Below are 19811 nucleotides of genomic sequence, written 5' to 3' on the forward strand. Positions count from 1 at the left end.
TGTGGACAATCGACTGCGGAATAAATCTTTTACTTATAAAGCTTTTGATTGAAAAAATCGAAAACTGGCAATGCTTCGTTACCTTTCTCAGCATCAAAGAAAATGGCATTGTCCCAATGGGAGCCTTTTCCCCAAGCTGTACTACAATTGGTCGAAATCCAAGCGGGTTCCCAGTAGATAATTCCTTCTCCACCACCTTTCACGACTGCTTTTGTCAGGTCAATCATAAATTTTAGTTGCCCATCAGGCGTGTAGTCATAGCCTGCAATTTTTCCTTCACCGTCCAGCAAATTGTTGGCAGCATCAAAGTTTTTTGGCGAGTACGGATAGCCCGTTTCAACAATCATCACTCGTTTATTAAAATCGACTTTCAGTCTTTTTACTTCATTTGTTAAACCTAAAAGGCTGAATTTCGACCATTTTGGGTAATAAGAAAGACCAATCCAATCATAGTTGAGGATGCCGTTTTTCTTAGCATTTTCAAACCAATTATAAGCGTCATCGGGCTGAGCGATGTGCAGCATGGTTTGGATTTTTGTTCCTCTTGTAGCTGAAATTTTATTGACAGCCTCAATTCCTCTGTTCAGCAATGCCACATTTCGTTGCCAGTTGATAGTTTTGGCAGCATCTTTTGTGTATTGCATTACTTCACTATTGATTTCGTTGCCTACTTGCACAAATTCGGGCGTAAGATTGGCATTAGCGAGTTTGTTGAGTATATTAAAAGTGTAGGTATAAACAGTATCTCCCAGAATTTTGGTGTCTTTAATATTCTCCCATGCTTTCGGAATAGTTTGATGAGCAGGGTCGGCCCAAGTATCGGAGTAGTGGAAATCGAGCAGTACTTGCATATTTTGCTCTTTTGCTCTGCGAATACTTTTCTTGATGTCTTCAAAAGTTGAATACTTTGTCCAATCGGGCGAATGCCACAAGCGAACTCTTACTATGTTTGCCCCTTTGTCTTTGAAGAGTTTGTAGGGGTCAACTTTCGTACCATTGCTTTGGTAAGTTCCACCACAGTCTTCCATTTCATTGACATACGATAAATCTCCACCCAAAAAGAGTGGTTCTTTTTCAATGTCTTTTACTTGGCAACAAAAACTCGAAAACAAAAAAGCGATACCTAACAAGTAAGTTTGTTTCATCGAAAAGAAATGATGTTTACGAAATACGGTGAGTATAGTTAAAGTATTTCCTGCAAAAGTACAATTGATATAAAGGCGTGTCGCCCCACTTTATAAATATTATAAAAAGTGCGGTAAACTATAATACTGAAGATGTAATGTGTTGATGTGTAGATGATTATAAAAGCCAAATAAGTATCCACTTTATAAAGTGGAACTACAAAATGAGCAATTTAATCATTGATTTGTTCAAAAAAATCGCTTGGAGTTTGGTTTGTAATCTTTTTGAATGAACGATTGAAGGCAGTTTTAGAATTGAACCCTACCTCAAAAGCTAAGCTGAGTAGTGTAAAATTTTTATAACGTGGGTCTTCGATACGACGTTTAAACTCTTCGATTCGGTAGGTATTTATCAAATCAAAAAAGTTTTTATCAAAGCCATCATTGATAACTTTTGATAATACGTGCGGCTGAATCTTGAGTTTTGCGGCAAGGTCGTTGAGTGTCAGTTTTGGATTTTCATAAGGTTTGTGTTTGTCCATATAAGTTTCCAACTGACTTTTCAAAACCATGATATTTTCATCGACCACCTCGCTTTTATCGGGAGTAGGAGCATAATTATTGGCCTGATTAATAGGTAATGGATTTTGAAAAAACTCAACTTCTCGTTGGGGAAGTTTAAATATTTCAGGTTGATGAATGGCAAAATAACCCAAAAAATAAACAATTGTAGAGAATACTAACCAAATTGTATCGATGCTTCGCTCGGCAATTAGACTATCATTTACTAATCCTTCGTATGAAAATATAGTCCAGATTCCTGTAAATAACCAAAGTGTTAAGCATACAGCCTGAATTGAAAGTACAGTGTTGAGGTATTGAAGATTTTGCTCGTATGAATAATTATGGCTATAATCTCTTTTATAGGTTTGAATCATTTTACGGCAGATATTCCAGTAGTAAAAATTACTACACCACCCAATCAGCCCCATAATTGCTAAAATGATTTGTAAATCATTGTCTTCATTGACTAATTTTAACCTAAAAACATTAAAATCCATCAAAAAATAGGGCAAATATACTACCAACTGTATAGCTGGTAAAATGAAATGGAACTGCCATTTTTTTGGTAACTTCTTAGTCTGAAAGAGAAGTTTACTTAAATAAAAATAAAAAAGAGGGGCATATAAGAATAGTAATAAATTGGGAATTAGTAAAAGTTTAGAATAGGTTTGGGCAAATTCTTTATGGTTCGACATTTCCCTTAGAAGTACCATGAGAGAAGTCACAGCTATCAATAATACCAACCAACGATTAGCCGCCCGATTGTAATCTTGAATAGTAGGAATGGCGATTATGAGCAAAATGCCTTGAAAGGAGGCAAATAGCATTAATAAATCGAAAAGTGAAAAAAAGTTAAAAGCTCCTGAAAAGTCTTCCCAACTTTCGATTTTTATCTGAATTGTCTTTAAATCTGTCGTATTCGAACGATTAAATACTCGATTTGGGCGAGCTTTTCCACTTTGGCGGCCTTCAACTGATTCCCATGTACCACGAGTAAATTTATATTCTAATCGAGCTAAATCGCTGTAAATTATGGTGCGATAAGTACCATCAGCTTGGCGTTTGAGACGATATTTTTCTTCTCCGGGATTCCAATTATTAAAATTACCAGTGATATAAATATGAGCATCTTTGGGCGTATTCTCTGGTATTTTTTCAATCACCATGACGTATGATGGTTTCGACTCCCAACTTTCAATTTTTACTTTTATAAATTTAGGATTGGCTTCTGAAGAGGCATCATAAATTCGATTTTGTCTGCTTCGGCCGTCTTTTCCTCCTTCCACAAGCATCCAATTTCCTTGTGTAAATTTATATTCAAAGTAGGGGATTGAGTCGGGTAATATTATGAAGTAAGAACCATCAATATCTTTCTTCAGGGCATAATTGGGGTCTCCTGGACTCCAATTATTTATCGAACTGGCCATATATAGCTCACCATCAGGTATCAGAAAAGTAGGATACTCCGAAACCACAATTTTAATTTGTGCTTCCGCCCGATTTCCTAATATTAGAAGAAGAATGGATATTATTGAAATATATAGCTTCATTAAGGTCAAAAAACTTAGGTTTTTGACAAATTTTTTGTCGTTAGTTTATCAAAGTTAAGCAATAAACATTTAGAAATTATTGTAATTTAAGAAACCTGTTGATAGATATTCACATGCTCAGATATAAATCTTTCCCAAGAAAATTTGCTCGCCTGTAAAATGGCTTTTTTACTGAACTCATTTCTAAGTTTTTCATTCTTGTAAAACGCAAACATTGCTGCTGCAATGGCAGTTTCATCGGTTGGTTCTACTAATAAGCCAGCATCGCTAACTACTTCTGGAATAGAACTTTTATTAGATGAAATAACGGGTGTACCGCACTGCATTGCTTCAAGCGGAGGAAGCCCAAAACCTTCATAAAGCGAAGGATAAACGAATCCAATTGCCGAAGAGTATAAAGAAGCTAAATCTTCATCGGCTACAAAGCCAGTGGTAATGATACGTTCTTTTAAGGTAGGGTTTGACTTTATTTCTTCAAAAATTCCATCAAATTGCCAGCCTTTTGTGCCTACTAATACTAAATTTAAATCGGTGATGTGTTCTTGCTGAATGAGTTTCAAAAATGCTCTGATTGTACGCTCAAGGTTTTTACGTGGTTCTAAAGTAGAAACCGAAAGTAGGTGCTTACTTTCAGCTGATATATTATATTTTTTTAAGGTTCTACTTATTTTTTCTTGATTACTTTCTTGATAAAATATGTCTTTTGATGCCGCTAAATGTACTACCTTTACTCGATTAGTGGCAATGCCAGTGGCCTCACAGAGGTCGTTTTTAGTAGCTTCCGAGATACAAATAGGAGTAGTATGTTCATCAATACTTGCCAATATTTTTTTGGTAATGATTTTATTCCATTCGCCAAAGAATTGAGGGAATATATGCGGAATCAAATCATGGATAGTGATGATTTTTTTAGGTTTAGCAAATCCTTCAAATTCTTCTGGAATCGGCAAAAAAGGTGAATGATAAATATCATAGTTAGAGAGCGATGTAGTATCAAACTTAAATTTAGGCTTAAGATACCCACGTGTACGCACGAACGCCTCACGAACTGCTTTTTGTGGCAGCGATTTAAAAGGAAATATTGATATAAGCGAACTTTCGAGTTTCGCTCTTACTTTATCGGAATTTTTATTTACAATATTGAAAGATTTTTCAGGAAAATGCTCCTTTAAATAACTTATCATTTCGGGTAGATGCTCAGTATTGGCTAATGATAATTCAATTGAAGGAGAAGTATGTAATCCTTTAAAAAGTTCTTCAACTACACGAAAAATTCCTGTACGTGATTGTTCATTGAAATGGCCAAGCCCCAAAACTGATGTATCTAAAATGACTTTATTCATGTAATAATTTGCTTATTTTGTTTAAAACCAAGGCTTTTACTGCATCGGTTTCAACATTTTCTTGATACACAACCTCGACATTATCTCGCTCAAAAGTCATGCCTACACTTGGTTTGTGATTGTGAATAAGATAAACTGGGAAATTGGCTAAAGGAAAAAATGGATAGCCTGTGCCTTTGAAAATAGTAATAGTTTGACTAAAAATACAACACAAGTGTTCAGGAAATGAATCAAGTGTTAGTGCAAATTTGGCGTTTTTTGATAAAACTGCAATTTCTTGAATATTGATTTTTGCTGAGGTATCAATAATATTTTGTTTATGTGCTCCATCAACTAAATCTAAAATCTGTTTCGACATTTGGGTTTGACCACAAAGTAATACATTTAGTTGGTGTGCTTTCAGGGTTTCATCAATGATTTTCGCCCAAAATTCTACTGAAAGTTGCTTATGTTCACCGCCTGATTCTGGGAAAAGCATTAAGAATGGCTTATTTGCTAATCCTATTTTTTCTTGAATTTTTTCAAAACTAACATTCGGCGGAATTGGGAAATAAGGTTCGATATCCGCAAAAGAGCCTTTAACGCCAATTTCACGAAGTAACATAAAATACATATCAAAATGATGAAACTCGTGAGTTGGAACATCAAATTCTATGTCTAAAAGTCCACCCAAAGCACGTCTCGAAAAGCCATAAGCTTTTTTTACACTAATAAATGGCAAAACAAAATGGGCGACTGCATCGCTGTAACGAATGTCTATGTAGTAATCATAATCGTTTTGACGAAGTAGGGGTAGAGCCTGACGAAATGTGCGATAAAAATCCTTGATTTTCTCCCATGACGAAATTTTACGTCGGTTGGTTTGAAAATGATTGATATAAATTGTCTGATTGATGTGCGGATTGTGCAAGTTTACGGGTTCGCACCATTGAGCTGTCAATAAATCAATGCTTGCATTTGGGTATGTTTTCTTTATCAAAGGAAACATGTACGTTACCGTCAAAGCATCGCCAAGATGCCCTAAAGAGGCAATTAAAATTCTTGGTGAATTATGATTAATGGGTGCTAATTTTCGTTTTTTATAGAAAAGATTTGCATAAATATCCACAAAAAAATCCATGATTCTAAACGGAATGGTTTCTTTTGGAGTGCCGCAGTATTTTCTCATATTGATAGGTAGGACAGGTTTTTAACCTGTCAATTTAATTTAGAAGAGCAAATCAAAATTTATACCCAAATTTCTCAATCTCTTTTTTCCAAAATTCGGTTTCGTAAATATCCCAAGCGTGGCATCCAAAAGGTAAGCCGCCGTTGAGTTGAAATGCTTTTTGAGGCAGATGTTCAACGCCAAATTTGAGAGCTGTTCGCCAATTAGGAATTCGTAGGTTTGGCCAAAAACGATTCATTTCAATGCCCCAAAACATATCTTCATTATAGGCTGGGTGTGTCTTTACCTTTTCTAAATATTCTTCAATTTTAGCTTTATTTTTGGGAATTAAACTTAAAAGTTTTTTCGTGCGTCTCAAAGAAAACCCGCCATTACCAACGGCTCGTTTCATAATAATTTCCTTAGGGCCATATTTGCCATGAAGTTCTTCTTTAAGGTCGAACCATAAAGCAATTTTTCGCTTGAAATGCCAAATTAGTTCCTTAATTTTTGAATCAAAGTCAATTTCAATTCGCCACGGAGCTCCAATATAATCATAACCTTGTTGGCACCAGTATTCTAATTCATCTCGAAAAACAAAAGCATCAAGTTGATAAATAAGCATGAACTCATGTGCCAAAAATCTGCTGTAGAATTCTTCCGATAAAAGTAAACGATTATAGGTAAGTGTACTTTTAAAAAAAGAATCCTCAAATGATTCGAAAGTAATTTGAGGGTATTGCTCTTGTAAAAGGCTTAAATTGAGTGTTTGGGGCTTTACAACTATGATAGGGTAATGCCCCAAAACTCGCATCCCTTGGGAAAGCGATATTTGCTCAAACTGACTTAGTTTATCTTGATAAATAGGTATTATTACACAAACATTCATTCTTTGTGATTAAAATTGAGATGGGGTCGTCCATGCGATTAAGACTAGAGAATAAAGGAAAGTACTTAATTCTCTAGTCTTAATTCCTAATTAAATTATCGTTCCACCATCAATGGCAAAAATACCACCCGTTGTATAGCCAGATGCGGCCGAAGCTAAATAAAGTGCCATCGGAGATATTTCTTCGACAGAACCCATACGTGCAATAGGTAAACGCTTAGTAAAATGAGCCAAAACTTTATCATTTTCCCATAAAGCTTGACTGAATTTCGTTTTTATCAAGCCTGGAGCAATGGCATTTACTCTGATACCATCTTCTCCCCATTCTTTGGCTAATACTTTGGTAAGCATATTCAATGAAGCTTTACTTACGCTATAAATACCTAAGCCGGGGTCAGGTGTATGTCCTGCAATGCTACTGATATTAATGATACTGCCACCCCCGCGTGCTTTCATGATTGGATGAACCATTTTAGCTAATTCAAAAGGTGCTTTAACGTTGATTTGCATAATCTTGTCGAATGCACTATCTGAACACTCTAATGAAGGCCCATAAACAGGGTTAGTTGCTGCATTATTGACTAGAATATCAATACCACCGTAAATTTCAACCGTTTTTTCTACTAATTGACGAAGTTGCTCCATATCGCCTGCGTGTGCAGCTATGCCCACACATTCGCCCCCTTCGGCTTTTATTTCTGCGGCCAATTCATCTAAATCGGCTTGTTTTCTACTACTAATGACTACTTTTGCACCATAAGCTGCATAGATTCTAGCAATTGCCTCACCAATTCCTTTGCTAGCTCCTGTAATCACTGCTACTTTATCTGTTAAATCGAATACATTTTTCATACTGTGTAAATTTTAAATGGTTGATAGTTTTTGATAGTTTGAATACAGCACCTCTTGATGTGTTGGGCTACTGCAAAATCAGTCCACCATCTAAAATTATGCTTTGACCTGTAATGAATGAAGACTCTTCGGCAGCTAAATAAAGAATAGCACTGGCAATTTCTTCGGGTTTGCCAAAACGTTTCATAGGAGTGGCGTGTTGAAGAGCTTCTAAATAAGCATCGTCGGTATCTGCACTTTCAAGCATTGGGGTTTGGGTAAAACCCGGACAAACAGCATTGATTCGGATACCATGTTTGGCGTATTCTATTCCTGCTGTTTTAGTCATACCTACAACGGCGTGTTTACTAGCTGAATAGGCGATATGACCAACCATTCCCAGATGTCCAGCAACAGAGGCGATGTTTACGATATTTCCACTACGCTGTGCAATAAAATGCTGAAGGGAAACCTTCATGCAATTCCAAAGACCTTTGACGTTGACATTGATTACTTTATCGAAATCTTCTTCAGGATATTTATCTGTACGAACTCTTGGTCCAAGAACTCCCGCAGAATTTACTAAAATATCGAATCTTCCCAATCTACTGATGGTTTGTTCAATCATTCTTTGCACATCATCAAGGTCAGTTACATTGACTCTTATAAATGAAGCTTCGCCACCATTGGTTTCGATTTCTTCTACTACATCATCACCGATTTTCTCAGATAAATCGGCAATCATTACTTTGGCACCTTCCTTGGCGAATAAAATAGCTGCTGCTTTGCCAATACCAGAGTTGCCCCCAGTAATGACAACAACTTTGTCTTTAAATCTCATTAGTTAATTATTATTTGGTTGATAGATGTAGCACAATCCTCTGAATTGTGTATTGATGAATTTATTAGCAATTTATAAAAATGCCTTACTTTTTTTCACAGAAGTAAACAATTTCTTCGCTTGGTAAAGAATAACGCTTCACTAATTCTTTCGGCATTTTCATTACAAAATCGTCTTCTGTTACGGTAAAACCTGCTTTTTCAAGTTCACGCCCATAATCACGCCCAAACAGACGAAGGTGGTCGTTTTGCCAGAAAACACGTTCACGTTCACGTGGGTCGGTGATTGTTGGGTCTTCGAATGTATGTTCTTTTGTCCAATCTTGTGGTGATTGAATAATCGCCCAACCATTTGGTTTTAAAACTCTGTATAGCTCCGACATGGCTTTGTGGTAGTCATCAACGTGCTCCATTACGTGATTACAGATGGCTACATCAAAGGTATTTGCTTCAAATGGAATCTGATGAATATCCATTTTAACTTTAGCTAATGGCGATTCAATATCAGCCGTGATATAATCTAAATTTTTCATGGACTCGAAACGGTCGATGAAACAATATTCAGGTGCAACGTGTAATACTTTTAGGTTTTCTGCCTTAAAGAAATTAGTGCGTTCTTTTAGATAAAGTGCCATTAATCTGTGGCGTTCGAGTGCCAAACAGTTTGGACAAAGTGCATTTGGACGAGAAACTAAGCGGCCATAAGGCATAAATTTAGTCAGTTTCGCATCACATACTGTACATTCAACGGTATTTCCTTTTAGGAAAAAAGTATATATTTTAAGTGGAATATGGCTAAATAGCTGTAAATATTTACGTGGGATAAAGCGGAGTAAAAGACTAATAATTTTGCCCATTCTTTTAGGAGTGCTATTTTAGGAGTGCTGAACTAATTGTTATTAAAGGTGTAACTTCTACTTTAAAAAACGAATAATTCATTACTGATTGTTGATAATTATTGAAACTTTGCCTCAAAATTAGTTATTTTTGTGGTTAGATTTTACACCAAGAACGATAAAGATTCAATTAAGATGGAACTAAAAAATAAAAAACCGCCTGGAAAGAAAATGTTGAAACGAATGAGTCTTTATACCAAATGGTTACTTTCTTCAGTAGGAGGGCTATTATTGATTGGCTTTGGATTAAGCCTTTTTAGCGAAGCAGGGCATTTAAAGCATACAAATGAACCTTTTTTGCGTTGGTTTTTGCTCGGTACTTATAGCCTAATTATGATTTGCAGCGGTTTATCTGTATTTGGGCAAGGGATTATATTCAAAGTCAGAATTGAGAATAAGAAGCTAATTAAAAAGGCTCTCAAACAGAGAGAAAAAGTAGCAAAGAAAAAACTTACAATTACAAAAATAGACAATTCTAAGATAGAATAGTATTATATTGCAAATAAGTATTTGTACTTAGATTTTGTGTGTAAATATTTGATAATCAAATACTTGTATATTGTTGACTTTGTTTATAATTTTGCAAAATTATAAAACTAATTAATTTAATATTGCATGGCATCATGCATATTAGATTTGTATTTGTACATGACTTTTTTTTCAGCAAAAGATGCTGCAGTATTGCCAAGTGTTCAATATTCCAGAAATATTCTAATTGCAATTGACTTAGGGCCTTATTCCGAAATTCAATTGACCTACACACTACTTCTCACCAAAGATTTTCCATGTAATTATACGGTTGTACATTGCATGAAAGAAAATGAAGATGAAATTGCTTTATCTAAAAAAATTGATGAAATAGTTAGAAAAGCATCTTATAATCTTTCGTTATCAGTAGAAAAAAAAATAGTTAAAGTTTTTTCGAAAAATAATCTACTCGCAACAATTAATGAGATTCATGCTCAGAATTTTCAATCTTGTGTATTTGTAGGAACTTCGAATAGTATAGAATCTAACAAAATGAGTCGGCTTACTTCTCAACTCTTATTGCAGAGTGATTTAAACCTATTTGTTATTCCGCCAGACGTGATACTTTCATTTCCAACTAACATAAGTATTTTAGTCGAAACTACTCATCCAGAAAGTATCGAAAAATTAACAGGATTTAATAGATACATTTCGCACTATAACGCTTTTTTGAACTTTGTCATCTTTGCAGATAATCAAGATGATTTAGTGCATTGCCAGTGTGTGGCTAAAGATTACAAAGCGTTTTTTCGAGAAAGCTATACGTTTACCTTTGTTGCTCAGTGTGATAAGTCTTACTATAACTTTTTGAAATATATTAAAGAGACTCAATGCGAGAGCGTTGTGATACCTTGGAGTAGCGATTCGGATTTTTTTAGGCCGTTTATTGAAAATGAAGATGTTAAGATTCCTTTTAGTCCAAAGATTCCGATATTTTTTTCTAAAAGAGGAGAGCCTATTGAAGCTGCATTTGAGTTTTAACAAAAAAAGAGACAACCCTAAAGTTGTCTCTTTTTTTTGAAATGCTTTATTAAGAATTATTTAGCAAACTCAGCTTTCAATTCTTCTGCATCTACACGCTTAATATCTACTTTTAAAGATAAACGTTTGATGGTTGCAATTCTATTTTTAGCTACTGCTTGATTTCTTTTTGCTTTACGCTTCAATCGTGTTACTGCCATTGTATTATGTATTTTAAACCCCAAAACCCATTTTCTAATGAGATTTAGAGCATAGTAAAAAATTTTTTGGAATATCAGTGACCCCATTTTGGGGTTTGGGGCAAAATTAGGGTGCAAAGCTACAAAAATCAATTCACATTTAATAATTAACAATAACTTTTTTAAGCTATTTTTGTGGCAAAGAAAATTAATTATCAAAAATACACCGTCTTTACCAAAGTTTTGACGGTATTTCGAAGGTTTTGTTCTATTTCATGAACACTTCGAAAACACTTAAAATAAAATGAGTAAACCAAGTTTAGCAAGAGGAACACGTGATTTTGGACCATCGGTGATGGTTAAGCGAAATTTTATCTTTGATACAATCAAACGCACTTTTCAAAAGTTTGGTTTTCAGCCAATTGAAACACCTACTATCGAAAATCTTTCGGTATTAATGGGTAAATATGGTGATGAAGGCGACCAACTTTTATTTAAAATTTTGAATTCAGGCGATTTCGCAAAAGACCTGAGTCAAAAAGACCTTGATGAAGGTTCGAAGAAGCTTACACACAAAATCTCGGAGAAAGGTTTGCGTTATGACTTAACGGTTCCGTTTGCTCGCTTTGTGGTGATGAATCGCAACGATTTGGTAATGCCATTTAAACGTTATCAAATTCAACCAGTTTGGCGTGCAGACCGCCCCCAGAAAGGTCGTTACCGTGAGTTTTACCAATGTGATGCCGATGTAGTAGGAACCGATTCATTAATTTGTGAAGCGGAAATCGTATTGATGTTGCAAGAAATTCTCCAAAACTTAGGAATCAAAAACTTTACGATAAAAATTAATAACCGTAAAATTTTATCAGGCATTGCAGAAGTAATAGGGGTGAAGGGTAGCGAGGTTCCGCTTACAGTAGCTATTGATAAGCTAGATAAAATTGGCAAAGAAAAAGTAGAAGAAGAACTCCGTGAACGTGGTTTTTCGGAAGAAGCTATTGGAAAACTACAACCAATTTTTGAAATTCAAGGTAATGATACACAGGTTTTCGAGAAACTACGTTTGTGGTTAAAAGATTCGGAAACAGGCTTGAAAGGAATCGAGGAGTTAGAGAAAGTATGGAGTTTGGTAGAAGGATTTGGCTTGACTAATGCTCAAACCCAACTTGATATTACGCTTGCCCGTGGACTGAGCTATTATACAGGTGCAATTTTTGAAGTGAAAGCCAACGGCGTACAAATTGGAAGTATTTCGGGTGGTGGCCGTTATGATAATCTGACGGGTACTTTCGGAATGCCAGGGCTTTCGGGCGTTGGTATTTCATTGGGGGTTGACCGTATCTTTGATGTGATGGAAGAATTGAATTTATTTCCAGATAATCAGGATGTTACGACTAAAGTTTTGGTTACGAATTTCGATGCAGAAGCTGAAAAATATTCATTGCCACTTTTAAAACAACTGCGTGATGCAGGAATCAATGCCGAAATTTACCCTGAATCAAGTAAAATCAAAAAACAATTTGATTACGCCAATCGCAAGAATATTCCATTTGTTATCGTTGTAGGTTCAGATGAAATACAATCAGGTGAACTTACTCTAAAAAACATGGAACTCGGAGAGCAAGAGAAGCTAAGTATAGACCTAATTATAGAAAAGCTAAAATAAAAATCAATGTTAAAAAACAGAAAATTTATTGCCTACGCATTAGTTGTTGTTACGACTGTGGCGGCTACCCTAACCTTTTATTTTTGGCAAGTAGCCAATAGTGCAAACCTAAATGTTGATGGTAAAAAAGATTTTGTATTGTATATTCCAACGGGAGGAACTTACAAAAGTGTAGTTGATTCTTTGCATGAGCATAAAATGATTCATGATGAAATATCTTTTCAGTTTTTATCAAAATGGATGAGTTATCCTGAAAAAGTAAAAGCTGGTAGATATATTATCAAACCTAATTCAGGAAATAGAGAAGTACTTTCAAGATTACGCCGAGGCCAGCAAGATGAGGTACGTCTGACATTCAATAATGTTCGTCTTAAATCTGACCTCATCAAGAAAATGGGTGGTCGTTTTGAATTCAAAACTGAAGATTTAGTGGCACTTCTGCGTAATCCAGAGGCTTGTCAAAAATATGGATTCGATACAACTACAATTATGTGTATGTTTTTGCCTAATACTTATTTTATCAGATGGACAACCACACCTGAGAAATTTATGGCAAGAATGCACGATGAATACAATAAGTATTGGACTAACGAACGCCTTTCACAAGCTAAATCAATCAATATGACGCCAATTCAAGTGGCAATTTTAGCTTCGATTGTGCAATCTGAAACCAACAAAGTTGATGAAATGCCACGTGTAGCAGGTGCTTATATCAATCGTATGGCGGCTAATATGCCATTACAAGCAGACCCAACTGTAAAATTTGCCGTAGGTGATTTTAGTTTACGCCGAATTCTTTACAAGCACCTTTCTATCAATTCGCCGTATAATACTTATAAAAACACTGGTTTACCTCCGGGCCCAATTGCTTTGCCAGAACCAGTAGCTTTGAATGCTGTGCTTAATTATGAGCGTCATAAATATATGTATTTTTGTGCAAAAGAAGATTTTTCGGGCTATCATAATTTCGCCGAAACCTTCCAAGAACACACCAATAATGCTCGTATCTTCCAAGAAGCTCTTGATAAAGCTAATATTAAGTAATTATTAACTGAATAAAATAGCACAGAGTTATTCAAATGATATTCAAAAAAGCGAGGTAAGCAATAAGTTTACCTCGCTTTTTTGTTAATTTGCACCAACAAACTATAAACCTAACTTATGATATCTTTCAAAAAGACATTCTTTTCGAGTAGCCTCATTTTTGCTACCCTTTCTTTCTCTTATGCACAGAAGTCTTCCGCCGATTTAGTTGTGCATAATGCAGTAGTTTACACCGTTGATAATCAGTTTATGAAAGCAGAAGCTTTTGCCGTAAAAGATGGTAAGTTTTTAGCTACTGGTACATCGAAAGAAATCTTAGAAAAATACAACGCAAAACAAAAAGTTGATGCCAAAGGTAAAGCTGTTTTTCCCGGCTTATATGACCCACACAGCCATTTTATGGGATTAGGGCAAATGCTCAGTCAGTGTGATTTGGTTGATACTGAATCTTATGAAGAAATTGTCGAGCGTTTGAAAAAATTTGCTGTACAGCATCCAGAAAACCAATGGATTATCGGGCGAGGCTGGGACCAAAATGACTGGAAAAATAAAGAATTTCCAACAAAAGATTTATTAGATAAAGCATTTCCAAATAAGCCAGTGATGCTTACTCGCATTGATGGACATGCTTTGTTGGTTAATTCTAAAGCCATAAGTTTAGCTAAAATTTCGCCTTCCAGTAAAGTAGATGGAGGTTTGGTAGAAGTAAAAAATGGACAACTAACGGGTATTTTAGTAGATAATGCCATGGGATTGGTTCGACGTGTAGTTCCAAAGCCAACCGAAGTAGAAAGTAGAAAAATGCTATTAAATGCTCAAAAAGAATGTTTTAAAAATGGTTTAACTACTGTTTCAGATGCTGGTCTAAATCAAGATGATATCGATTTGATTGATAAAATGAATAAGGAGGGAAGCCTAAAGATTAGAAACTATGTGATGGTTTCTTTAGGTATTCGCAACCTTGATTATTTTATCAAGAAAGGTATTTATAAAACCGACCGACTAAATGTTCGCTCGTTCAAACTTTATGCCGATGGTGCTTTAGGGTCTCGTGGAGCTTGCTTATTAAAACCTTACAGCGATGCACCAGATAAAACTGGATTTCTACTCCTTAGTGCTGCTGAATTAGAAAGAAGTCTTACGCAGATTTATAACTCTGATTTTCAAGCAAATACGCACTGTATTGGTGATTCTGCTAATCGTCTGATTTTAGATATTTATGGGAAATTATTGAAAACCAAGAATAATCGTCGTTGGAGAATTGAGCATTGTCAAGTAGTAGATAACAACGATGTGCCAAAGTTTGGGCAATTTTCGGTTATTCCATCTATTCAGGCTACCCACGCCACTTCTGATATGTACTGGGCAGATGAGCGTTTAGGCGATGTACGAGTAAAAACTGCCTATGCTTTCCAAGATTTGTTAAAACAAAATGGAGTAGTAGCCAATGGAAGTGATTTTCCAGTTGAATTTGTTAATCCGCTCTATGGTTTTCATTCGGCTGTTGCTCGCCAAGATGCCAAAAATTACCCAGAAGGTGGCTTTCAAATGGAAAATGCCCTTACTCGTGAGCAAGCCCTTCGTGCCATGACAATTTGGAGTGCCTATGCAAATTTTGAAGAAAAAGAGCGTGGTAGCATTGAGGCAGGAAAAATGGCTGATTTTGTCATTCTTGAAGATGATATTATGCTTGCACCCAAAGAAAAACTTCGTAATGTGAAAGTATTGAATACATTTGTTGGCGGAGAAAAAGTATTTTAAGCTAGCAAATTCAAATTGATTGAACGTGGCGTGGTACGACTTTTAAGATAAAACTGTCCCTCTGGGACTAAATATCGGTAGAAAGGTTGGGCTCCCCCAAAACGAGTTCCAGAGGAACGACCTATTTAGTCGTTCCTCTGGAACTTAAAATTGAAAAAAACACTATTTACTACCTAGTGTTGGCCGACAATATTTGACCCTTAACAGGGTCTTTTTAATATGACAGGATAACTCATTTAATTTTAAAGTGTCTGCAAAAACATTAAATTCTTATTAATTTGCCAGTAAAATCTACATTTAATGTAATAAATAAGCGAAGTGACTGTTTAGAAACATAATATGTGATTCGACTATTTGACTGAATTTATTCAGTGATTATAATGTAAATTAAAAGAAACTCCATAATTATTAAATTAAATCCTGATGATAAAAGTACTTTTTGTGTGTTTAGGCAATATTTGCCGTTCGCCAATAGCAGAGGCTACCTTTAGAGAAATAGTTAAACAAAAAGGGTTGGCTGATAAAATTGAATGTGATTCGGCTGGAACTGCAGGTTATCATATTGGCCAGCTTCCTGACCACCGTACGATGAAGAATGCAGAAAAACACGGACTAAAATTGACTCACAAAGGCCGAAAAATTTCACTAATAGATTTAGATGATTTTAACCATATTGTGGTGATGGATGAACAAAATTTTGAGGATGTATATGAGTTATATTATAAAACTAAGCATCAACCACCTGCGGCTGAAAAAGTATTTTTGCTGCGTGACCACGACCCCGAAACCCGTGGGATAAAAGAAGTGCCAGACCCATACTATGAATCTGAACCATTTTTTGAGGAAGTGTATCAAATTGTGTGGAGGAGCAACGAAGTACTGGTAGAGCATTTAATAGATAAATATCATTTGTTGGCAACAGACTAATGAATCTTGCTGAAATTCTTCAACAAAGGTATTCTAAAGTGAATATCACAAAAATAACCAACTGGATTGGGGTAGATTCCCAACGTTTTGACCAGTTGGTTCAACTTTTTCTACAAGATGATTATGTAACAGCCCAACAAGCATCGTGGGCTTTAAGCCATTGTATCGAAGCTTATCCTTCTTTAATTGAACCTTATTATGTGGTATTTATCAATAAAATCGAAGATGATAATTTGAGCGATACTGCTAAGCGAAATATTATTCGAATGTGGCAATTTGCTGATATTCCCGATACATTTCAAGGAGCTATTTATGATATTTGTTTTCGATATTTGTCAAGCACAGAGGCAGTTGCGATAATTGCCTTTTCGATTACGGTTTGCCACAATATTAGTTTGAAAATTCCAGAACTTAAAACCGAACTTCGTTTAACTCTCGAGGACCTTCTACTAAAGCACCAAGAGGGTGGCTCTCCAGCCATTAAAAGTAGAGCTAAGAACATTTTAGCTAAAATGAAAAAAAAATGACTAAATTTGGGGAATTAAATAACCAAAGAATTTAGTACAATCTCGTATGTTTCTTCGCCTCTTTCATACGATTCGCTTTAATAAAATTCCTCTTTAGAGGCAGGGGGTCTAACTTATGAACAAGAAAGTAGTCTTAATTATCCTTGATGGATGGGGTATCCCCAAAAAAGGAGAAGAATGGCGTTCGGCAATCGAAGCAGCCAATGTTCCATATTTCAGAAAACTCATGAGCGAATATCCAAATAGCACGCTTGAAGCATGCGGTCGTGCGGTAGGTTTACCAAACGGACAAATGGGTAACTCAGAGGTAGGACACATGAATTTAGGAGCAGGACGTGTAGTTTACCAAGAATTAGAGAAGATAAATATTGCCGTTGAAGAAGGTAAATTGGCGAAAGAACCAGTACTTGTCGAGGCTTTTGAATATGCCAAAAACAATGGCAAGAAAGTACACTTTATAGGTTTAGTTTCTGATGGTGGCGTGCATTCACATATCTTCCACGTGAAAGGATTAGTGCAAGCAGCAGCAGATTATGGTCTTTCAGATGTGTATGTGCATGCCTTTACTGACGGACGTGATTGTGACCCAAAAAGTGGAAAAGGATTCTTAGCCGACTTACAAGCTACGCTTGATACAACAGGTGGAAAATTAGCTTCGGTTACTGGTCGTTATTACGCTATGGACCGCGATAAACGTTGGGAACGAGTGAAACTTACTTATGATGTAATGGTGAATGGCGTAGCAGATACTAAAATTGCCATTGGTGAACTAACAGACACGATTCAAAAATCTTATGAAGAAAATGTAACGGATGAATTTTTGAAACCAATTGTTATCACTGAAAATGGTGCTCCAGTAGCTACTATTGCAGAAGGTGATGTGGTGATGTGTTTCAATTTCCGTACTGACCGTGGTCGTGAAATTACTGAGGTACTTACACAAAAAGACTTTCCTGATTTCGGAATGAAAGCCTTGAATTTGTATTACCTTACAATGACTAATTACGATGAAACCTATAAAAATGTAAAGGTTATTTACGAAAAAGATAACTTAAACAACACATTGGGTGAAGTATTAGAAAGAGCTAAGAAAAAACAAATTCGTATTGCTGAAACGGAGAAATACCCACACGTAACATTCTTCTTTTCGGGCGGACACGAACAACCGTTTGTTGGAGAAAGCCGCTTACTTTGCCCATCGCCGAAAGACGTAGCAACTTATGACCTAAAACCACAAATGGCAGCTTATGATATTGATAATGCTATCTTGCCAGAATTAGAAAAAGGAGAAGTAGATTTTGTTTGCTTAAACTTTGCTAATCCTGATATGGTGGGTCATACAGGTGTTTTTGAAGCAGTAGTAACTGCAGTTGAAGCAGTTGATAAATGTTTAGAACAAGTAGTAGAAACTGGCTTGGCTAATGGCTATACTTCAATTGTGATTGCTGACCACGGTAATGCAGATTACATGATTAATGATGATAAAACACCAAATACGCAGCACTCGTTGAATCTTGTGCCATGTATTGTGGTTGATAAGAATGACCGTTTTGATGTAAAAGATGGAAAGTTAGGAGATATTGCTCCCACGATTCTTAAACTAATGGGTGTAGAGATTCCAGCGGAAATGACAGGAAATGTTTTGATTTAATTCCTATAAAAAAGGAAGTCTTCACTTTAAGCGAAGACTTCCTTAATATTCCCCTTAAAGAGAATAAAATTAAGCGTAAACTTTTTCTGCTACTTTGTTGAACTCATCAACATTTACAGTTTTGCTTTCTACTTTAACCGCTGATTTCAAGAACTCACGTACTTTTCTTCCGAATGCACGGTCTGTATAACGACGTACTGCTCCATCTTTGTTTTCTTTCAAAGTTTTACGAGCCATTTGGTCAATCATTTCTTCTAAACCTTCGTAAGAGTAAGCACCGAAGTAATTTCTCATTTCAGCTTTTACTTCTTCCAAAATATCGTTGTATTCTAATTTGATGTCGTTATTGGCAGCAACTTCGTTACGAATTAAATCCATACGAAGCCCTTTCGCAAAAGCATCATAATCTTTCTCGATATCTTCTACTGTAAATTTACCTTCGTTGATGTTAAACAACCATCTTTTCAAGAACTCATCAGGAAGTTCGATTGAAACGCTATCTAATAATGTTTTTTCAACTTCAAAATCTAATAAATAAGCACTTTCACGAGCGTAATTTTCAGCAATAATTTTTGCAATCTCAGCTCTAAATTCTTCTTCGTTGCTTACTTTTCCTTGTCCAAGAGCTTTGTCAAACAATTCTTGGTCAAGTTCAGAAGCCGCTACACGCGTAATCTTCTCAACTGTTAATTCAAATTCTCCACTCAATGTTGCAGCTTCTTCTTCAGGTTTGCCAGTAGCAAATCCTAAATCTTTAGTATTACTGAAGATTGATTGGATATCAAATTTTACACTGCTTCCTTTCTCCAAACCTTTGAAGATGTGTGCAGATTCCTCTTTCACACGGTCAGTTGGGAAAGTAGCATCTTTCACTTCAAAGCTAGTTGCTTCTTGTTTCAAAGTGCCAAAAATCATATCACCTGCTTCTACTTCTTCCACTTCAGCATCTTTACCAAAACGCTTACGTACGTCTTCGATAGCCTCATTGATTTTATCTTCAGTAGGCGTGATTTCGTAAGTAGTAATTGCTGGAACAGCAGCTAAATCTACAGTAAAATCAGACGCAGTACCAATTTCATATTCAAAAGTAAATTCTTTTTGGTTATCCCAGTCGATATTTTGAGCTGCATCGTTGTCAGGCATTGGGTCACCAACTACACGAAGTTTATTGTTAGCGATATAATCATTAACAGTTTTTGAAACCATATTGATTACTTCATCAACTAAAATACTTTTGCCGTGAAGCTTTTGAATATACTCTTTCGGAACCATTCCTGGGCGAAAGCCTTTGATTTGAGCGGTCTTGCTGTATTGTTTGATTTTTTTATCAACCTCTGGCTTATAGTCAGCTTCTGTGAGGGTA

The 19811-nt window shown here is 35.8% G+C and carries 18 protein-coding genes; 8 read left to right on the forward strand and 10 right to left on the reverse strand.

All coding sequences use genetic code 11. The features are described from left to right. Window positions 1–29: 29 nt before the first annotated feature. From A6M55_RS02565 to A6M55_RS02600, 8 genes are all read right to left on the reverse strand, one after another. On the reverse strand, window positions 30–1145 hold the full coding sequence (locus tag A6M55_RS02565; RefSeq protein ID WP_064196341.1) for a glycosyl hydrolase 53 family protein: 1116 nt from the start codon (window positions 1143–1145) through the stop codon (window positions 30–32). Window positions 1146–1357: 212 nt separating this feature from the next. Next, complete coding sequence (locus A6M55_RS02570; RefSeq protein WP_015029747.1) at window positions 1358–3238, reverse strand: helix-turn-helix domain-containing protein; 1881 nt, start codon at window positions 3236–3238, stop codon at window positions 1358–1360. An 86-nt stretch (window positions 3239–3324) separates the two neighbouring features. Further along, window positions 3325–4581: a glycosyltransferase family 1 protein gene (locus A6M55_RS02575; RefSeq protein ID WP_064196342.1), complete on the reverse strand. Its 1257-nt coding sequence runs from the start codon at window positions 4579–4581 to the stop codon at window positions 3325–3327. Then, entirely contained in the window at window positions 4574–5749 is a 1176-nt protein-coding gene (locus tag A6M55_RS02580) for a glycosyltransferase family 9 protein (RefSeq protein WP_064196343.1), read from the reverse strand. Before A6M55_RS02580 ends, A6M55_RS02575 begins: the two co-directional genes overlap by 8 nt. 52 nt (window positions 5750–5801) lie before the next feature. After that, a complete protein-coding gene (locus tag A6M55_RS02585; protein WP_064196344.1) occupies window positions 5802–6617 on the reverse strand; it encodes a DUF5672 family protein in 816 nt (271 codons plus the stop codon). A 90-nt stretch (window positions 6618–6707) separates the two neighbouring features. Further along, window positions 6708–7469, reverse strand: a complete 762-nt coding sequence (locus A6M55_RS02590; protein WP_064196345.1) for an SDR family NAD(P)-dependent oxidoreductase — start codon at window positions 7467–7469, stop codon at window positions 6708–6710. Between the two features lie 67 nt (window positions 7470–7536). Next, window positions 7537–8289 (reverse strand): SDR family NAD(P)-dependent oxidoreductase, encoded by a 753-nt coding sequence (locus A6M55_RS02595; protein ID WP_064196346.1) that lies wholly within the window; start codon window positions 8287–8289, stop codon window positions 7537–7539. A gap of 85 nt (window positions 8290–8374) precedes the next feature. Further along, window positions 8375–9145, reverse strand: a complete 771-nt coding sequence (locus A6M55_RS02600) for a class I SAM-dependent methyltransferase (protein ID WP_015029753.1) — start codon at window positions 9143–9145, stop codon at window positions 8375–8377. A 174-nt stretch (window positions 9146–9319) separates the two neighbouring features. On the opposite strand from A6M55_RS02600, the gene A6M55_RS02605 reads away from it, so the two are divergent. Together A6M55_RS02605 and A6M55_RS02610 are read left to right on the forward strand one after the other, a co-directional pair. Then, window positions 9320–9673, forward strand: a complete 354-nt coding sequence (locus tag A6M55_RS02605) for a hypothetical protein (protein ID WP_015029754.1) — start codon at window positions 9320–9322, stop codon at window positions 9671–9673. Window positions 9674–9832: 159 nt separating this feature from the next. After that, the gene (locus tag A6M55_RS02610; protein WP_064196347.1) at window positions 9833–10693 is read left to right on the forward strand and encodes a hypothetical protein; all 861 of its coding nucleotides are present in this window, start codon (window positions 9833–9835) and stop codon (window positions 10691–10693) included. Between the two features lie 56 nt (window positions 10694–10749). Here the strand turns inward: A6M55_RS02610 and A6M55_RS17385 are convergent, their stop codons facing one another. Beyond that, window positions 10750–10893 carry a hypothetical protein gene (locus A6M55_RS17385; protein ID WP_015029756.1) on the reverse strand — a complete coding sequence of 48 codons (144 nt, stop codon included), beginning with the start codon at window positions 10891–10893 and terminating at the stop codon, window positions 10750–10752. 283 nt (window positions 10894–11176) lie between these two features. Here A6M55_RS17385 and hisS point away from each other — a divergent pair, with 283 nt between their 5' ends. From hisS to gpmI, 6 genes are all read left to right on the forward strand, one after another. Next, window positions 11177–12538 carry a histidine--tRNA ligase gene (gene hisS, locus A6M55_RS02620; protein ID WP_015029757.1) on the forward strand — a complete coding sequence of 454 codons (1362 nt, stop codon included), beginning with the start codon at window positions 11177–11179 and terminating at the stop codon, window positions 12536–12538. A 6-nt stretch (window positions 12539–12544) separates the two neighbouring features. Then, window positions 12545–13582, forward strand: a complete 1038-nt coding sequence (gene mltG / locus A6M55_RS02625) for an endolytic transglycosylase MltG (protein ID WP_015029758.1) — start codon at window positions 12545–12547, stop codon at window positions 13580–13582. 117 nt (window positions 13583–13699) lie between these two features. Continuing rightward, window positions 13700–15343 carry an amidohydrolase gene (locus tag A6M55_RS02630; protein WP_064196348.1) on the forward strand — a complete coding sequence of 548 codons (1644 nt, stop codon included), beginning with the start codon at window positions 13700–13702 and terminating at the stop codon, window positions 15341–15343. A 423-nt stretch (window positions 15344–15766) separates the two neighbouring features. Beyond that, window positions 15767–16270: a low molecular weight protein-tyrosine-phosphatase gene (locus A6M55_RS02635; RefSeq protein ID WP_064196349.1), complete on the forward strand. Its 504-nt coding sequence runs from the start codon at window positions 15767–15769 to the stop codon at window positions 16268–16270. Further along, on the forward strand, window positions 16270–16797 hold the full coding sequence (locus tag A6M55_RS02640) for a hypothetical protein (protein WP_064196350.1): 528 nt from the start codon (window positions 16270–16272) through the stop codon (window positions 16795–16797). Before A6M55_RS02635 ends, A6M55_RS02640 begins: the two co-directional genes overlap by 1 nt. 115 nt (window positions 16798–16912) lie before the next feature. After that, a complete protein-coding gene (gene gpmI, locus A6M55_RS02645) occupies window positions 16913–18448 on the forward strand; it encodes a 2,3-bisphosphoglycerate-independent phosphoglycerate mutase (protein WP_015029762.1) in 1536 nt (511 codons plus the stop codon). A 69-nt stretch (window positions 18449–18517) separates the two neighbouring features. On the opposite strand, the gene A6M55_RS02650 is transcribed toward gpmI, so the two are convergent. Beyond that, the coding region (locus tag A6M55_RS02650) for a trigger factor (protein ID WP_064196351.1) at window positions 18518–19811 on the reverse strand (1294 nt) is incomplete at its 5' end.

The organism is Emticicia sp. MM, from assembly GCF_001649495.1.

Excerpts from the sequence above, each read along its gene's own strand:
- A6M55_RS02630 (WP_064196348.1), top strand. The coding sequence starts at position 13,700 with ATGATATCTTTCAAAAAGACATTCTTTTCGAGTAGCCTCATTTTTGCT.
- A6M55_RS02580 (WP_064196343.1), bottom strand. The coding sequence starts at position 5,749 with ATGAGAAAATACTGCGGCACTCCAAAAGAAACCATTCCGTTTAGAATC.
- A6M55_RS02575 (WP_064196342.1), bottom strand. The coding sequence starts at position 4,581 with ATGAATAAAGTCATTTTAGATACATCAGTTTTGGGGCTTGGCCATTTC.
- gpmI (WP_015029762.1), top strand. The coding sequence starts at position 16,913 with ATGAACAAGAAAGTAGTCTTAATTATCCTTGATGGATGGGGTATCCCC.
- mltG (WP_015029758.1), top strand. The coding sequence starts at position 12,545 with ATGTTAAAAAACAGAAAATTTATTGCCTACGCATTAGTTGTTGTTACG.
- A6M55_RS02565 (WP_064196341.1), bottom strand. The coding sequence starts at position 1,145 with ATGAAACAAACTTACTTGTTAGGTATCGCTTTTTTGTTTTCGAGTTTT.
- A6M55_RS02585 (WP_064196344.1), bottom strand. The coding sequence starts at position 6,617 with ATGAATGTTTGTGTAATAATACCTATTTATCAAGATAAACTAAGTCAG.
- hisS (WP_015029757.1), top strand. The coding sequence starts at position 11,177 with ATGAGTAAACCAAGTTTAGCAAGAGGAACACGTGATTTTGGACCATCG.
- A6M55_RS02595 (WP_064196346.1), bottom strand. The coding sequence starts at position 8,289 with ATGAGATTTAAAGACAAAGTTGTTGTCATTACTGGGGGCAACTCTGGT.
- A6M55_RS02610 (WP_064196347.1), top strand. The coding sequence starts at position 9,833 with ATGACTTTTTTTTCAGCAAAAGATGCTGCAGTATTGCCAAGTGTTCAA.
- A6M55_RS02570 (WP_015029747.1), bottom strand. The coding sequence starts at position 3,238 with ATGAAGCTATATATTTCAATAATATCCATTCTTCTTCTAATATTAGGA.
- A6M55_RS02590 (WP_064196345.1), bottom strand. The coding sequence starts at position 7,469 with ATGAAAAATGTATTCGATTTAACAGATAAAGTAGCAGTGATTACAGGA.
- A6M55_RS02600 (WP_015029753.1), bottom strand. The coding sequence starts at position 9,145 with ATGGGCAAAATTATTAGTCTTTTACTCCGCTTTATCCCACGTAAATAT.
- A6M55_RS02605 (WP_015029754.1), top strand. The coding sequence starts at position 9,320 with ATGGAACTAAAAAATAAAAAACCGCCTGGAAAGAAAATGTTGAAACGA.
- A6M55_RS02635 (WP_064196349.1), top strand. The coding sequence starts at position 15,767 with ATGATAAAAGTACTTTTTGTGTGTTTAGGCAATATTTGCCGTTCGCCA.
- A6M55_RS02640 (WP_064196350.1), top strand. The coding sequence starts at position 16,270 with ATGAATCTTGCTGAAATTCTTCAACAAAGGTATTCTAAAGTGAATATC.
- A6M55_RS17385 (WP_015029756.1), bottom strand. The coding sequence starts at position 10,893 with ATGGCAGTAACACGATTGAAGCGTAAAGCAAAAAGAAATCAAGCAGTA.